The 15,053-nt window shown below is 57.8% G+C and carries 13 protein-coding genes; 2 read left to right on the forward strand and 11 right to left on the reverse strand.

Annotated features, from left to right (window positions below):
- Positions 1 to 60: 60 nt before the first annotated feature.
- The 7 genes from B7L72_RS13730 to B7L72_RS13760 form a co-directional block, all read right to left on the reverse strand.
- Entirely contained in the window at positions 61 to 633 is a 573-nt protein-coding gene (locus B7L72_RS13730; protein ID WP_081195023.1) for a hypothetical protein, read from the reverse strand.
- Between the two features lie 105 nt (positions 634 to 738).
- Positions 739 to 1,254: a hypothetical protein gene (locus B7L72_RS13735; RefSeq protein ID WP_217806082.1), complete on the reverse strand. Its 516-nt coding sequence runs from the start codon at positions 1,252 to 1,254 to the stop codon at positions 739 to 741.
- A 26-nt stretch (positions 1,255 to 1,280) separates the two neighbouring features.
- A complete protein-coding gene (locus B7L72_RS13740; protein WP_081195025.1) occupies positions 1,281 to 2,294 on the reverse strand; it encodes an ATP-binding protein in 1,014 nt (337 codons plus the stop codon).
- Positions 2,295 to 2,357: 63 nt separating this feature from the next.
- Complete coding sequence (gene glmS / locus B7L72_RS13745) at positions 2,358 to 4,184, reverse strand: glutamine--fructose-6-phosphate transaminase (isomerizing) (protein ID WP_081195026.1); 1,827 nt, start codon at positions 4,182 to 4,184, stop codon at positions 2,358 to 2,360.
- A gap of 43 nt (positions 4,185 to 4,227) precedes the next feature.
- A complete protein-coding gene (gene glmU, locus B7L72_RS13750; protein WP_081138491.1) occupies positions 4,228 to 5,595 on the reverse strand; it encodes a bifunctional UDP-N-acetylglucosamine diphosphorylase/glucosamine-1-phosphate N-acetyltransferase GlmU in 1,368 nt (455 codons plus the stop codon).
- Between the two features lie 15 nt (positions 5,596 to 5,610).
- A complete protein-coding gene (locus B7L72_RS13755; protein ID WP_081195027.1) occupies positions 5,611 to 6,708 on the reverse strand; it encodes an FAD:protein FMN transferase in 1,098 nt (365 codons plus the stop codon).
- A 27-nt stretch (positions 6,709 to 6,735) separates the two neighbouring features.
- Positions 6,736 to 7,536 carry an undecaprenyl-diphosphate phosphatase gene (locus B7L72_RS13760; RefSeq protein WP_081195028.1) on the reverse strand — a complete coding sequence of 267 codons (801 nt, stop codon included), beginning with the start codon at positions 7,534 to 7,536 and terminating at the stop codon, positions 6,736 to 6,738.
- A 567-nt stretch (positions 7,537 to 8,103) separates the two neighbouring features.
- On the opposite strand from B7L72_RS13760, the gene mgtE (B7L72_RS13765) reads away from it, so the two are divergent.
- Together mgtE (B7L72_RS13765) and B7L72_RS13770 are read left to right on the forward strand one after the other, a co-directional pair.
- Positions 8,104 to 9,453 carry a magnesium transporter gene (gene mgtE, locus B7L72_RS13765; protein WP_026001911.1) on the forward strand — a complete coding sequence of 450 codons (1,350 nt, stop codon included), beginning with the start codon at positions 8,104 to 8,106 and terminating at the stop codon, positions 9,451 to 9,453.
- 88 nt (positions 9,454 to 9,541) lie between these two features.
- Positions 9,542 to 10,741: a cation diffusion facilitator family transporter gene (locus B7L72_RS13770; protein WP_016915574.1), complete on the forward strand. Its 1,200-nt coding sequence runs from the start codon at positions 9,542 to 9,544 to the stop codon at positions 10,739 to 10,741.
- Here the strand turns inward: B7L72_RS13770 and mgtE (B7L72_RS13775) are convergent.
- From mgtE (B7L72_RS13775) to atpG, 4 genes are all read right to left on the reverse strand, one after another.
- Positions 10,738 to 12,120, reverse strand: a complete 1,383-nt coding sequence (gene mgtE, locus B7L72_RS13775; protein WP_081195029.1) for a magnesium transporter — start codon at positions 12,118 to 12,120, stop codon at positions 10,738 to 10,740. The two genes, B7L72_RS13770 and mgtE (B7L72_RS13775), sit on opposite strands and share 4 nt — an antisense overlap.
- A gap of 117 nt (positions 12,121 to 12,237) precedes the next feature.
- The gene (locus B7L72_RS13780) at positions 12,238 to 12,666 is read right to left on the reverse strand and encodes a F0F1 ATP synthase subunit epsilon (protein ID WP_016915576.1); all 429 of its coding nucleotides are present in this window, start codon (positions 12,664 to 12,666) and stop codon (positions 12,238 to 12,240) included.
- Between the two features lie 24 nt (positions 12,667 to 12,690).
- Positions 12,691 to 14,070 (reverse strand): F0F1 ATP synthase subunit beta, encoded by a 1,380-nt coding sequence (atpD, locus tag B7L72_RS13785; protein WP_016915577.1) that lies wholly within the window; start codon positions 14,068 to 14,070, stop codon positions 12,691 to 12,693.
- Between the two features lie 76 nt (positions 14,071 to 14,146).
- Positions 14,147 to 15,037: a F0F1 ATP synthase subunit gamma gene (atpG, locus tag B7L72_RS13790; RefSeq protein WP_016915578.1), complete on the reverse strand. Its 891-nt coding sequence runs from the start codon at positions 15,035 to 15,037 to the stop codon at positions 14,147 to 14,149.
- Positions 15,038 to 15,053: the final 16 nt, after the last annotated feature.

The following is a 15,053-nucleotide window of genomic DNA, read 5'->3' on the forward strand; positions in this document are numbered from 1 at the left end:
ATCAATAATTCAGGTTCCTTGCTCTGTTACTCGCCACCGATCGTGCAGAGAGTCAGGTCGTTATCCATGTCGGGTTTCTCCACGATGCTCAATACCCTGCTCCCGCAACCACTGAATACCTTTTTCTGTGGTTTGATATGCCTGATCCGGATGATTCACCACTTCAGCGAAGAGGTAAGCCAGCATCTTTTCATGCTCACGCATAACGTTCAGATGAGTACTCTTGAGCGACTTGACTGAGCGCCCGCCTAGCAGGCTGGCCAGTTGTTCTGCTTTATAGGGACGTAGTGCACACAACCATAGGAGGATCACCGGCCAAAGTTTATCCTTACGTGTTTTGGGTGTGAGCTCCTCTATCCGAAGAGCCAAAGCGTCAGGCAGGTCACCCGCATTCACACTGAGGTCACCCTTATTTGCACCGAGGTCACCCGTATTTACTGCCTCTTGGCTGTGGAATAAAGGTAATTCACCCGAGTCAAATGACCAATCGACCAGCTGATCTTCACCCAATAGCTGATGCAACAGAGAGCACATGGCACGAATATCCGAGCCTTTCGTTTCAGCAAAGTTCAGGTCGTACAGCACTGGAGCCAATACCGGGTTGCGTAATTTGGACCCCATTTCGCCAAGCATGCTCTCCGGCTTCAACGAGTAGCCTGCATTACGAATGGGCTAGCTGGATATCCGGGTTGTAGATGCCGACATCACGGATGGTTTTCAGGAGATGGTCCAGAATTCTCATGTTTCATCTCCGGTGTTATCGAGAATAAGTCCGAATTTCTTGGCCCCCTTGTCGTTGATGACCGCAACAGAGTTTGGGCCAAAAGACCATGTTTTAATCGACGCTCTCAACGCCACTTCAATGGCATCTTTGAGTGGTTGCAGCCATGCGTCTCGATGCCCATTGATCACCAAAACCAGTTTCACGTCCTGACCACACCAATCCACTTCACGAAATCTGGTCGGTATAGACTCCTCTACTATGCCATGTCGCCCCAAACAGGCAGCAAGGGTTAACGAAAAGGCATTGATCAGCTTGTCGCGTATTTCAGCAACGAACTCGTCAAAATTTGGTTTGGTTTCGGGCCTTGGACTGCTCGATTTAGCTTCTACAACCCAAAGTACTGGCACTCCCTTGCGACTGTTTTTGAGCAGAAGAAACTCCGCCATTTGCACATGGTTTTGTATTCGTCGATAAAGATCACTTTTCTCAATATAGAAGCAGTACCCTTCAGGAAAGGGACCAAACGTCATTCCAGATTCCTGGATCGCCTGATTTGTCATGCCAGAACCAGCTCCACTTCTTCCTGATAAAGCCGGATAGACTCTTCTATGATTTTATTATCAGGCATCCCCTCTTGCAGGTTGTTGCATGTCCACTCTCCGTTTTCCTCAGAAATCACCGGAACTGATATGCCCTTCTCCTGCGCGATTAGAAAAAGCTTCTTGATGACAAAGTAAGAGTGGCTAGCCATGAAAAACTGAATCCCACGCTCAGATAGCAGAGCGATGATATCCAATAACTGAGAAATGGCCTTCGGATGCAGCGCAGACTCCGGTTCGTCAATAAAAATGACCGAACTGGTATCCAAGTAACGGTTACCGAGAAGCGTGTCCAGAATTGCAATTTTCTTGATACCTTCCGCTGTCATACCAATAGGGAACTTCTGGTTCCCTTTTTTGAAAGTCCACTTGTTAGAGGCATCATCAAGCTCGATCTTCCCTCCAAGCATCGACTCAAGGTCCTGCCTGGATTTCGAGAATTCTCGGTAGTTGTTGCCCCTGGTGGTGGAATTTCTCAACGCCCGAGCAAGATCCAGATAGGTATTGTCGAAACCAAAGGCCTTATCCTGCTCACGGGATTTGAGAATGATGTGATGTATCGACAACACTTCCTTGGCTGGAAGGAATATGGAATTACTGCTCCTGGACGGAACATGATTTTCCAACGACGAAATCTGCTTGGTCGTATCCTTGCCAAAGTTATAGATGAAGCTCCGGTTATCAAATGTCATCGAATAGTGCAGAGGCCTTTCTGCACCTTTGGCCACCAGATCACCAATCTTGTCTGGCTGAAAGGTCCAATAAAGATTTTCAGCCAGTATCTCGGCCGCCGTCCGCTGGTCATCCCCACGCTGATAGTCTTCCAGCGTACGCATGGCACTGTAGAGTGCTTTCAGCAGAAATGTCTTACCGGTGCCATTACCACCAATGACCAGATTGATCGGCCCCAAGGACGACCACTTCAAAGATCCAAGAGGGCCAAAATTAACGAGCTCTACCTTACTCAGCATGACTGCTCTCCTTGGCCGACTTTATTTGTATCCCACACCTGATACCACACCATGAAGCACCGATCATTCCACCGTCACGCTTTTCGCCAGGTTACGTGGCTGGTCCACATCGGTGCCTTTCAATACGGCCACGTGGTAGCTCAGCAGCTGTAGCGGCAGGGTATATAGCAGCGGCGCCAGTGCCTCGTGCACCTCCGGTAATTCCAGCACGCGGATGTCGTCCTGAGCGCTAATGCCTACCTTGCGATCAGCGAATACGAACAGCTGGCCGCCGCGAGCGCGCACTTCTTGCAGGTTGGACTTCAGCTTCTCCAGCAGGTCATCGTTCGGGGCCACCGAGATCACCGGCATTTCACTATCCACCAGCGCCAGCGGGCCGTGCTTCAGCTCGCCAGCCGGATAGGCTTCCGCGTGGATGTAGGAGATCTCCTTGAGCTTCAGGGCGCCTTCCAGGGCAATCGGGTAGTGAGCGCCACGCCCCAAAAACAGCGCATGGTGCTTTTCGGCAAACGCCTGGGAGAGCGCTTCGATCTGCGCATCGAGGTCCAATACCTGCTGGCAAAGCGCCGGTAGTTCCTGCAGGGCAGCCAGAATCGCTGGCTGTTCAGGCCGACCCTTCGCTTTACTGACGGAGAGCGTCAGCAGCAGCAGTGCGATCAATTGCGTCGTAAACGCTTTGGTGGAGGCCACGCCGATTTCAGGGCCTGCACGGGTCATCAGCGACATATCCGACTCGCGCACCAGCGAACTGCCGGGCACGTTGCAGATCGCCAACGTACCGACATAGCCAAGGGTTTTGGCAAACCGCAGCGCTGCCAGCGTATCGGCGGTTTCCCCAGACTGAGAGAGCGTGACGAATAGCGTACCTTCCGGCACCACCGGGTGGCGGTAACGATACTCGGAGGCCACTTCGACCTGCACCGGCACGCCAGCATAGCGCTCCAGCCAGTAGCGGGCCACCAGGCCCGCATGGTAGCTGGTGCCACAGGCGATGATATGCACCTGGCGGGTTTTCTGGAACAGCGCCTGGGCATCTGGCCCGAAGCTCTCGACCAGCACACTGTTGGCACTCATGCGCCCTTCCAGCGCTGCCTCGATGACCCTGGGCTGCTCGAAGATTTCCTTGAGCATGTAGTGGCGATACTCTCCCTTGCTGGCGGCGCCATCGCCATGCTCGAAGGTATGTACCGGGCGCTGGACATCGTGCCCCTGACGGTCGACGATACGGATGGCACCGTGTTCACGCAGCTCGACCAGATCGCCCTCTTCCAGATAGATGAAGCGGTCGGTGACCTGTAACAGCGCCAGCGGGTCAGAGGCCAGGAAGGCCTCATCGATCCCCACGCCCACCACCAGCGGGCTGCCCTGGCGCGCGCCCACCACCACGTTGGGCTCGTGCGTGCTCATCACGCCCAGCGCGTAGGCGCCCCCCAGCCCACTGACGATCTCCTGGGTCGCCTCGAACAGTGTCTTGCCAGTAGTGAGTTTGTCGGCCAGTAAGTGGGCGATCACTTCGGTATCGGTGTCGGAAGTGAAGGTGTAGCCGCTGCCCTGCAGCGTCTCCTTGATCTGCTCGTAGTTCTCGATGATGCCGTTATGTACCACGGCGACATTGCCACTGCTGTGGTGGGGATGGGCATTGGCCTCGGAGGGCTTGCCATGGGTGGCCCAGCGAGTATGGGCGATACCGCAATGCCCCGGCAGTGCCTCGCTGGCCAGGCGCTCTTCCAAGGCCGCCACCTTGCCCAGGGCCCGGTGGCGGGTCAATGATCCGCTGCTGAGTAACGTCATGCCTGCCGAGTCATAACCACGATACTCCAGGCGCTTGAGCCCTTCCAGCAATATCCCCTGCACATTGCGCTGTGCCACGGCTGCGACGATACCGCACATACTCCACTCTCCTGAAGGCGCCAAGCGCCTGTATCACCGGTGTTTAGTTTGCTTTTTTGGTGGGGCGCGGCCAGTCGGCCTTTTCCAACTGGCGGCTGCGGGTCACTGCCAGGGCGTGCTCCGCCACGTCCTTGGCGATGGTGGAGCCCGCCCCCACGGTGGCCCCCTGACCAATCGAAACAGGGGCAACCAGCGCGCTGTTGGAGCCAATGAAGGCGTGGTCGCCAATCTGCGTGCGATGCTTGTTGACGCCATCGTAGTTGCAGGTAATGGTGCCTGCCCCAACGTTCACCTCGCGCCCCAGGGTGGCATCGCCCACATAGCTCAGGTGGTTGATCTTGCTGCCTTCGCCGACCTCGGCGTTCTTGGTCTCCACGAAGTTGCCCACTTTCGCCTTGACCGCCAGACGCGTGCCGGGGCGAAGACGAGCGTAGGGCCCAATCTGATTATGGCCAGCGGCCACCGTGGAGTCGATGACGCTGTGGCTATCGATGACGCTTTCAGCACCGAGGGTGCTGTTCTTGATCACGCAATAAGGGCCAACGCGCACGCCTTCGCCCAGCTCCACGTTCCCTTCGAAGACGCAGCCCACGTCGATGAACACATCGTGGCCACAGGTTAGCGTGCCGCGTACATCGATTCTCGCCGGGTCTGCCAGGGCAACGCCCTGAGCCATCAACGCTTCCGCCGTCTGCTGCTGGTAAGCACGCTCCAGACGGGCCATCTGCGCACGGTTGTTGACCCCTTCCACCTCGGTAGCATCGTGGGGCTGCGCCGTGGCCACCTTGATACCTTCGCTGGCAGCCATGGCGATGACGTCGGTCAGATAGTACTCACCCTGGGCATTCTCTGCCGAGAGCTGGGGCAACCAGCGCTTCAGTTGAGCGCTGGTCATGGCCATGATGCCGGTATTGCACTCGGTGATGCTCAGTTGCTCGTCGTTGGCATCTTTTTGCTCGACAATCGCCACGGCCTGCCCGTCACTATCGCGCACGATGCGCCCGTAACCGCCAGGGTCGTCCAGCGTGACCGTCAACAGGCCCATATGCTGCTCATCCACCTGAGTCAGCAGGTTGGCCAACGTGTCACGGCGAATCAGCGGCACATCGCCGTAAAGCACCAGCACGATGCCGTTGCCCAGACGAGCCTGGGCCTGGGCCACGGCATGGCCCGTCCCCTTTTGCTCTTCCTGCAGCGCAAACAGAACGTCATGCTCTGCCAGCGCGTCACGCAGTTGGTCAGCGCCGTGACCGATCACCACGTGGGTCCGTGCCGGATTCAGCGCCTGAGCGGTCTCCAGCACGTGCTGCACCATGGGTTTGCCTGCCAGGGTATGCAGCACTTTCGGCAAGGGAGAGCGCATCCGCGTACCTTTACCGGCCGCCAGAATGACGATGTCGAGATCATGCATGTTCAGTACCTACCGTTATTGGGCCGCTGCCGGTGTCCAGGCATCGATGCCCAGCTCTTCCAGCAGCGTATCACCAAAATAGTCCTTGAATGCTGGGCTGGCGATGCTGCGCCAGCGGTCGCCGTCGCGCACCAGCAGCAGTACGTTCAAGTCGTGTTCCAGGGCCAGCGCCATGCCCTCTTCCGTACCAACCACCAGCAGTGCCGTGGCCCAGGCATCCGCCCATGCATTGGAAGGGTGGAAGACCGACACCGATACCAGGTCATGGGTAATCGGTTTGCCGTCACGAGGATTGATGGTATGCGAGTAGCGCTGCCCGTCGACTTCGAAGTAATTGCGGTAGTCGCCTGAGGTCGCCACCGACAAGTTGCTGAGCGGCACGATATGCTGAGCCCTTTGCTCACCGTCTTCCGGCACTTCGATACCTACACGCCAAGCCAGTTCATCGTCGGGCTCCCGGTAACCACGGGCGATCATGTCTCCCCCCAGGTTCACCAGATAGTGCTCGATCCCCTGCTGGTCCAGATATGCACCCACTCGATCGACGGCATGGCCTTTCGCCACGCCAGAGAGGTCGACAAACACATCCCGCGTGCGCCGCGCCTGCATCTGCTGGGTATCCACTTCCAAAGCGTCATGCCCGACGGTAGAGAGGCGCTCGGCCAGGGCCTCGTCACTGGGTACTTCTTCTGGCCTTGCTTCTGGCCCGAAACTCCACAAGTTCACCAGGCCACCCACCGTCACATCGAAGGCACCATCGCTGTCTGCCGCAACGGCCTGACTGACGGCCAAGACTTCGATCAGCTCATTGGACAGCGGCTGCCACTCATTCAGCGGCGCATGATTGAACGTTACCAGCTCGGCGTCATCCCGATAGGTCGACATGGAACGGTCCACGCTCTCGAGTTCGGCCAGAAAGCCCTCTTCCAACGCCTGTGCCTGGCCCTGGGTCAGCGGATCCATCACCGTCACCTGGTAGAAAGAGCCAAATACCCCTCCTTCAAACCGGGTGGGCGGCTCCAGGGGGCGATCACTCTCGGAGCAGCCTGCCATCAGGGGCAACAGGGTGAGTAAACCAAGGCCAGCTAAAAAGGGACGATAGCCGATGTTCATCGCATTTTCCTTGAAGTTTGCACGAGATTAGAAGTGGAAGAACCACAGCAGCCAGAGACCGAATACCACGCGGTAAATCACGAATGGCTGCATGCCCAACTTCTTGATGACGACCAGAAAATAGTGAATACAGAGATAGGCACTAATACCAGAGAGAAGCGTACCCACGATCATGGCGGGCCAGTCGATGGCTTGGGGATCGCTGAGCAAGCCAACGGCCTCTAGCCCTCCGGCCAGCACAATCACGGGGATCGACAGCAGAAACGAGAAGCGTGCAGCGCCCTCCCGGCTCATGCCTACCAACAGGGCTGCCGTGATGGTGATACCGGAACGGGATGTACCCGGAATTAGCGCCAGTGCCTGCGCAAAACCAATGATCAGCACATCCTTCAGATTCATGCTGTACTCGCTGCGGGTGCCGCGCTTTTTCCAGTCGGCATAGCCCAGCAGTAAACCAAAAGCGACCAGGCTCAGCCCGATGATCAGGGTCGAGCGCATGTGATCGGCAATCAGATCACGACCCAAAAAGCCGATAATACACACCGGCAAAGTGGCCAATGCGACCCAGAACCCTAGCCTGGCATCCTCATCGACGCCTTTGCCCCGTAGCGCGGCCACGCTGCTGACGACCATGCGTATGATTTCATGACGAAAGTAGAGGATGACGGCACTCAAGCTACCCAGATGGAGTGCCACATCGAATGCCAACCCCTGATCTTCCCAGGGCGTAAATACGGGCACGAGAATAAGATGTGCGGAACTGGAAATCGGCAGGAACTCGGTTATTCCCTGAATCACTGCCAAAATCACGACCTGTAGCCAATCCATAGATTCATCCTAGCGTCAGTTGAGAGGCGTTCTGAAAAGCCACAAGGATACACGTGCGATTCCATGATGTCCGCCTGCAAATATTCTGTGATTGACAATCATGAAAACGCCTCCTAGCATGGCGCCGTGTTCAAGCGCCCTACCTGTGGCCCATGAATGCGATACAACTCCTTATCTTTCCCTTAAAAGAGGTTCCGAGAGCAGCCCATGGAAGATCCCAGTAGTCGATTATGTATGCGTGAAGCAGCCATGAAGTTTGGCTCGCTAGTGCACACGACCCGCCGGTAAGCTTTCTGCTCTCCAGGCCGTCGTGGCCTGGCCCTCTACACCCCCGCCTCTCTTCATAGCTCTTTCGCGCCTTGCGCGAGTCGTTGTCGTCAACTCGCCACATTAGTCGTTCACTATGCACGCAAGTACTTTGTCGACCGTGTGTCCCTGACTCATGTCAGGCCACTTTGGCCAGAAAACCTTGTGCGCGTGGATTATATGCGTGTCGGTGCGTCGTCATGAACGCTGCCTTCACATCGGGTTGTCTCGCCTTGATTCCGCCATTGCCGGAGGCGAACAATGAGCTATGCCGTACTAGCCGCTTCACTAAGAAGCGCCATGCAGCGCAACGATCACACCGCGATTTCTCATATCGTCGCGGAAATGCAGCCTGCCGATATTGCCGATTTTGCCCGTTACGAGCCCGCCTATACGGTGTTGGCGTTGCTCATGCAGCTTCCCGAAGCGCAGCGTGGCCCTACGTTCGGCTACCTGGAAACGGAGCAACAGCGGGACATCGGTGAAAAAATGACCGATGAAGAACTCGCAAAACTGGCTGCCACGATGGATGCAGACGAGCGCGCTGACCTGTTCCACCTGGTGGCGCCAGGCAGGCAGCCTGCCATCCTGCGCCAACTATCGCAAAAAGAGCGCGATGACTTAACCAAGCTGGCCAGCTATGCCGAAGGCACGGCAGGGGCCGTCATGACCTCCGAGTATGTTTCCGTGCCGGTCACCATCGACGTGGCGGAAGCCTTGAGCCTGCTACGCGCCAGCGCGCCTGACGCCGAAACCATCTACCAGGTGTATTGCGTCGATAAAGAAGGCCGTTTGCAGGGCACCGTATCGCTACGCCAGCTGATTCTTGCGGCCCCCCACCAATGCGTGGAAGAACTAATGGTCTCGGAAGTGGTGTTTGCCTCCGTGGAAACGCCGCAGGAAGAAGTCAGCCGGCTGATTGCCCATTACGACTTGCTGGCGCTTCCCGTGATCAATGGTGGTGACCGCTTGGTGGGCATCGTGACCTACGACGACGCCATGGACGTGGCCGCGGAAGAAGCCACCGAAGACATGCACAAGGGGGTGTCGGTGGGCAAGCTGGAGGGCAGCCTGCGCTCGGTCAGCCTGTTCGAGCTCTACCGCAAGCGTGTGGTGTGGCTGGTATTGCTGGTATTCGCCAATATCTTCTCGGGTGCCGGTATCGCCTATTTCGAAGAAACCATCGAAGCCTACATTGCGCTGGTGTTCTTCCTGCCCCTGCTGGTGGATAGCGGTGGCAACGCAGGCTCTCAGGCGGCCACCCTGATGGTACGCGGCATGGCCACCGGCGATGTACGTACCCGCGATTGGGCCAAGCTGCTGGGTCGTGAAGTCGGCGTCGCCTTGGCGCTGGGTCTGACCATGGCACTGGCGGTGTCCGTGGTGGGTATTTTCCGCGCGGGCAGCGAAATAGCACTGGTCGTCGCGCTATCAATGGTGCTGATCGTCACGGTAGGTAGTCTGATAGGGATGATTCTGCCGTTCATTCTGCAGCGCTTCAAGCTAGATCCGGCGACCGCCTCGGCACCGCTGGTGACCTCGATTGCCGATGCGTCAGGCGTACTGATCTACTTTGCACTGGCAACGGCTATTTTGGGGCTTCCTGTATAGACAATGCAGTCAATCAGGTGAGCCTCTCACCTCAGTACGCTACAATGAGGCCTTTATATAGCGTGTACGCCATCGGGTAACGCAAGCCATGAAGATAGAGCAACTGACGGCCACTCCAGACGATTCATCACACATCCATCATAGCCAGGAAGCCAAGCGCGTCACGTACATTGGTGCCTGGCTGGATGGGCTGCTGAGTGTCGTCAAGGTGGTGGTGGGGTTTCTGGTTGGCTCGGCAGCCTTGATTGCCGATGGCATTCACTCCCTGTCTGACCTTGTCACCGATGGCTTTGTTCTGGCCGCCATTCATTATGGCCGTCAGGAACCGGATAACGACCACCATTATGGCCATGGCCGTATCGAGACGCTGACCACGCTACTGCTGGGCAGTGTGCTGATCTTTGTGGCCGGCGGTATCGCCTGGTCGAGCATCGACCGTCTGTTGAGCGGTACCGAAGTAGGCGCGCCCGGCGCTTTTGCCATCGCGGTGACGGTGCTGGCCCTGATCAGCAAGGAGTGGATATTCCGCTACACCATGCGGGTCGCCAAACGGGTCAAGTCCAAGCTGCTGGAAGCCAATGCCTGGCACTCCCGCAGCGATGCCCTCTCAACGGCCGTGGTGCTGGTAGCGCTGGTGGGTGCCCAGTATGGGATGGGGTGGCTGGACGCCGTGGCCGCGATCATCGTGGGGTTACTGGTAGGTAAGGTCGGCATCGACCTGCTGTGGGAATCCGCCAGAGAACTGGTAGATACCGCCTTGCCCGAAGACGTGCAGCAGCAGATGCATGATGTGGCCTGCAGCGTGCCCGGCGTGGATAGCGTGCATGACCTGCGTACGCGCCAATCGGCAGGCTGGGTGATGGTGGACCTGCACGTGGTGGTGGGTCCGCGTATCACCGTTTCCGAAGCTCATGAAATCGGCAATGAGGTGAGTCGCCGCCTGCGCCACGAGTTTCCGCTGCTGACCGATGTCATTTTCCACGTGGACCCGGAAGACGATGCCGGTGAGGGCGACCCGAGCCGCCTGCCCGGACTGCCCTTGCGCCCAGAAGTGGAAGCCGCTCTTGATGAGCGCTGGTACATGCACCCGGTATGGCGCACGTTGAACGATCTGCAGCTTCACTACCTGGACGACAAGGTATCGGTCACGCTGATCATCGGTGACGCAGTCCACCAGCCGCCCCAGTGCCTGGCCAGCCAGCTCAAGGCGCTGGCCAGCGACATCGAATGGCTGGGCCACGTGGAAGTGATGTTCATCACCCGCGCGGCCAGCAGCGCCATGCGCTAGACGTTGGTCAGAATGGCGGTGGCGATGGTGAAGTAGATCAATACCCCCGAGGCATCGATCAGGGTCGTCACCAGCGGTGCCGAGGCCGTGGCCGGGTCGACCTTGAAGCGTTCCAGCACGAACGGCAGACACATGCCCATCATGCTACCGAACAGCACGATGGTGACCATGCTCAACGCGACCACCATGGCGACGTCCTCACCGCCACGCATGACCCCGATGGGCGCGACGGCCAACGCCATGGTCAGCCCCAGTGCACCGGCCACCAGCAGCTCCCTGCCCAGCATCTTGCTCCAGTCCTTGACCCCTACGTCCCCGGTGGCCATACCCCGCACCATCAACGTGGCCGCCTGGGCGCCCGCATTACCGCCACTGCCAATCAACAGCGGCAGGAAGAATACCAGAGCGACCTGGGCGGCAATGGTATCTTCGAAGTACGCAATACCAGCCCCCGAAAACAGGTTGGCAAACACCAGCAGTACCAGCCAGGTCACCCGCTTGCGGTAAAGACTGGCCAAGGGCACCCGACTGACACCGTCTTCCAGTTGGCCAATCGACATCCCCTTGTGGATATCTTCGGTGGCCTCGGATTCGGCCACGTCCATGGCATCATCGTGGGTCACGATCCCCACCATGCGCCCATCCTGATCGAGTACCGGCAGCGCCAGCAGGTCATAGCGCGCCACGATACGCGCCACTTCTTCCTGCTCTTCGTCTACGTGGGTGCTGATGACATCCTTGATCATGATGTCATCGACCACGGCTCCTGGACGGGCGACCATCAGCTGCCGTAGAGACATGGTTCCGACCAACTCACCTTCCTTGTCGAGGATGTAGAGCTGGTAGACCGTTTCCGCATCCGGCGCTGTCTGTCGCACCCGCATCATCGCCTGTGACACCGTCATGCCACTGGCTATCGCCACATAGTCAGAGGTCATGATGGCGCCGGCCGTGCCTTCTTCGTAGCTTGCCAGACGCTTGAGATCTTCCCGCTCCTGGTGCGCCATGCGACGCAGCAACGCTTCGCGGCGGTCTTCATCGAGCAGGTTGAACAGATCCACCCGCTCGTCCGACCCCATCTCCTCAAGCAGCTTGAGCACTTGGGTGTCGCTCAGCTCACCGACGACTTCGAGCTGACTCTCGCCTGGCAGATAGCCCAGCACGTTGGCGGCTCGCTCGGTGGAGAGTATGTCCAGCACCGTCAGAGCCGCACGTAGCTCTTCATCCTCTTCGATCAGCTCTTCCAGCACTTCGCCAATATCGGCCGAGCGAATTTCGGCGAGACGTTCCGCCAACTGCGCCTTGCGGGGCTCTTCCTTGACCAGCTCATCGAGCAGCTCGGTTTTCAATTCCTGTAAGGCTTCTTCGTTCAGCGCCATCGCTCTCTCCTGATGCCATTCAAATCCGGGACGACTGACCACCATACTAACAGACAAAAAAACGCCCCTTAAACCCTGCTCGGGTTTAAGGGGCGTTTGGGTACACAGTGCGTGTAACTAGCCTTTACCCGCCTTCTTGCGCAGCTGCTGGATCGTTCGCAGCTGAGCAACGGCTTCGGCAAGTTCAGCAGCAGCACGGGTATAATCCAGCTCTGCTGATTTGTCGTTAAAGGCTTTCAGCGCCTGCTGACGCGCTTCCTCGGCGGCGGCCTCGTCGAGGTCACCGGCACGAGCAGCGGCATCTGCCAGGATCGTCACGACATCTGGCTGGACTTCCATGAAGCCGCCAGAGACAAAGAAGTTTTCTTCCTTGCCGCCATCGTGGATCACGCGGATCGGGCCCGGCTGAAGCTCGGTCAGCAGCGGGGCGTGCCCCGGCAAGATGCCGAGGTCACCCATGATCCCGGAAGCCACCACCTGCTCGACCTTGCCTGAGAAGATGGATGCTTCTGCGCTGACGATATTGCAAGTGAAGCTATTCGCCATAGCGAATCCCCCTAATGGACGGGATTACTTCTTCATCTGGTTGGCTTTGTCGACAGCTTCGTCGATGGAGCCGACCATGTAGAAGGCCTGTTCCGGCAGATCGTCATACTCGCCAGCCAGAATGCCCTGGAAGCCACGGATGGTGTCTTTCAGAGAAACATACTTGCCGGGTGAGCCTGTGAATACCTCAGCCACGAAGAACGGCTGAGACAGGAAGCGCTGGATCTTACGCGCACGAGATACGGCCAGCTTGTCTTCGTCAGACAGCTCGTCCATACCCAGGATCGCGATGATGTCCTTCAGCTCCTTGTAACGCTGCAGAACGTTCTGCACGCCACGCGCCACTTCGTAGTGCTCTTCACCAACGACCAGCGGGTCCAGCTGACGTGACGTGGAGTCCAGCGGATCAATGGCGGGGTAGATACCCAGCTCAGCGATGGAACGCGCCAGTACCACGGTAGCGTCAAGGTGGGAGAAGGTGGTCGCCGGAGACGGGTCAGTCAAGTCATCCGCAGGAACGTAAACGGCCTGCACCGACGTGATAGAGCCTGTCTTGGTGGAAGTGATACGCTCCTGAAGAACGCCCATCTCTTCCGCCAGCGTCGGCTGGTAACCTACCGCTGAAGGCATACGGCCCAGCAGTGCAGATACTTCGGTACCGGCCAGGGTGTAACGATAGATGTTGTCGACGAACAGCAGAACGTCACGGCCTTCATCACGGAATTTCTCAGCGATGGTCAGGCCGGTCAGCGCTACGCGCAGGCGGTTGCCGGGCGGCTCGTTCATCTGACCATAGACCAGCGCTACCTTGTCGATAACGTTGGATTCGGTCATTTCATGATAGAAGTCGTTACCCTCACGAGTACGCTCACCCACACCGGCGAATACGGAGTAGCCGCTGTGTTCGGTGGCGATGTTGCGGATAAGCTCCATCATGTTGACGGTTTTACCGACACCCGCGCCGCCGAACAGACCAACCTTACCGCCTTTCGCGAAGGGGCATACCAGGTCGATGACCTTGATACCGGTCTCGAGCAGCTCGTTGGAAGCTGCCTGGTCGGCATAGCTGGGGGCTTTACGGTGGATCGGCATGCGCTCTTGCTCGCCAATCGGGCCCGCTTCATCGATCGGCTCACCGAGCACGTTCATGATGCGGCCCAGCGTTTCCTTACCCACCGGTACGGAAATCGCGGCACCTGTGTTGACCACGTCCAGGCCACGCTTCAGACCCTCGGTGGAGCCCATGGCAATGGCGCGTACTACGCCGTCGCCCAGCTGCTGCTGGACTTCGAGGATGGTCTCAACATTGGAGACCTTCAGCGCGTCGTAGACCTTGGGCACAGAGTCCCGCGGAAACTCTACGTCAATCACCGCGCCGATGATTTGTACGATACGTCCGCTCATCTTGGTTCCTCTCAAAAACCTGCAAATGAAACCTGTCTGCCGGGAATGACCTGTCAGTCAGACCACTCCCTCGGCGTTAAACGGCAGAAGCGCCGCCGACGATCTCGGAAATTTCCTGGGTGATGGCGGCCTGACGGGCCTTGTTGTAAACCATCTCCAGATCGTCAATCAGGTTGCCCGCGTTATCAGTGGCACTCTTCATAGCGATCATACGGGCGGCCTGTTCGCACGCACCGTTTTCGACTACCGCCTGATACACCTGCGATTCGATGAATCTAACCAACAGGCTGTCCAGCAACGCCTTGGCATCCGGTTCATACAGGTAGTCCCAGCTTCCGGGACGGGCGTTTTCTTCGTCATGCTTCTCTTCGCTGCCCATGTCAGGGGACAGCGGAAGGATCTGATGCACGACCGGGCGCTGCGTCATGGTGTTCACGAACTCGTTGTACACCACGTACAGGCGATCCAGCCGACCTTCATCGTACGCTTCCAGCATGACCTTCACACTACCGATCAGACCCTCGACGGTCGGTGCTTCACCTAATCCGCTCTTGGCAGCAACCAGGTTGCCACCATAATTGCGGAAGAAGGCACCGGCCTTGGAGCCAAGGGCACAGAAGTCCAGCTCAGCGCCTTGCTGTTTCCAGGCCATCGCATCTTTCAGAACGGCCTTGAACAGGTTGACGTTCAAGCCGCCACACAGGCCGCGGTCTGTCGACACCACGATATAACCCACGCGGTTGACAGGGCGCTCGACCATGTAGCGGTGCTTGTCTTCCTGCTCTACGTCTGCATCCGCAATATGGGCTACCACATTACGGATCTGCTTGGCGTAGGGCTGACTGGACTTCATCAGATCTTGCGCTTTACGCATTTTCGATGCAGCCACCATTTCCATGGCGCTGGTGATCTTCTGCGTATTTTTGATGCTCCCGATCTGGGTGCGTATCTCTTTTGCAGCTGCCATAGCGATCTACCCTTCG

The sequence above is a fragment of the Halomonas sp. BC1 genome (assembly GCF_002078135.1).
GTDB classification, from domain to species: domain Bacteria; phylum Pseudomonadota; class Gammaproteobacteria; order Pseudomonadales; family Halomonadaceae; genus Vreelandella; species Vreelandella stevensii.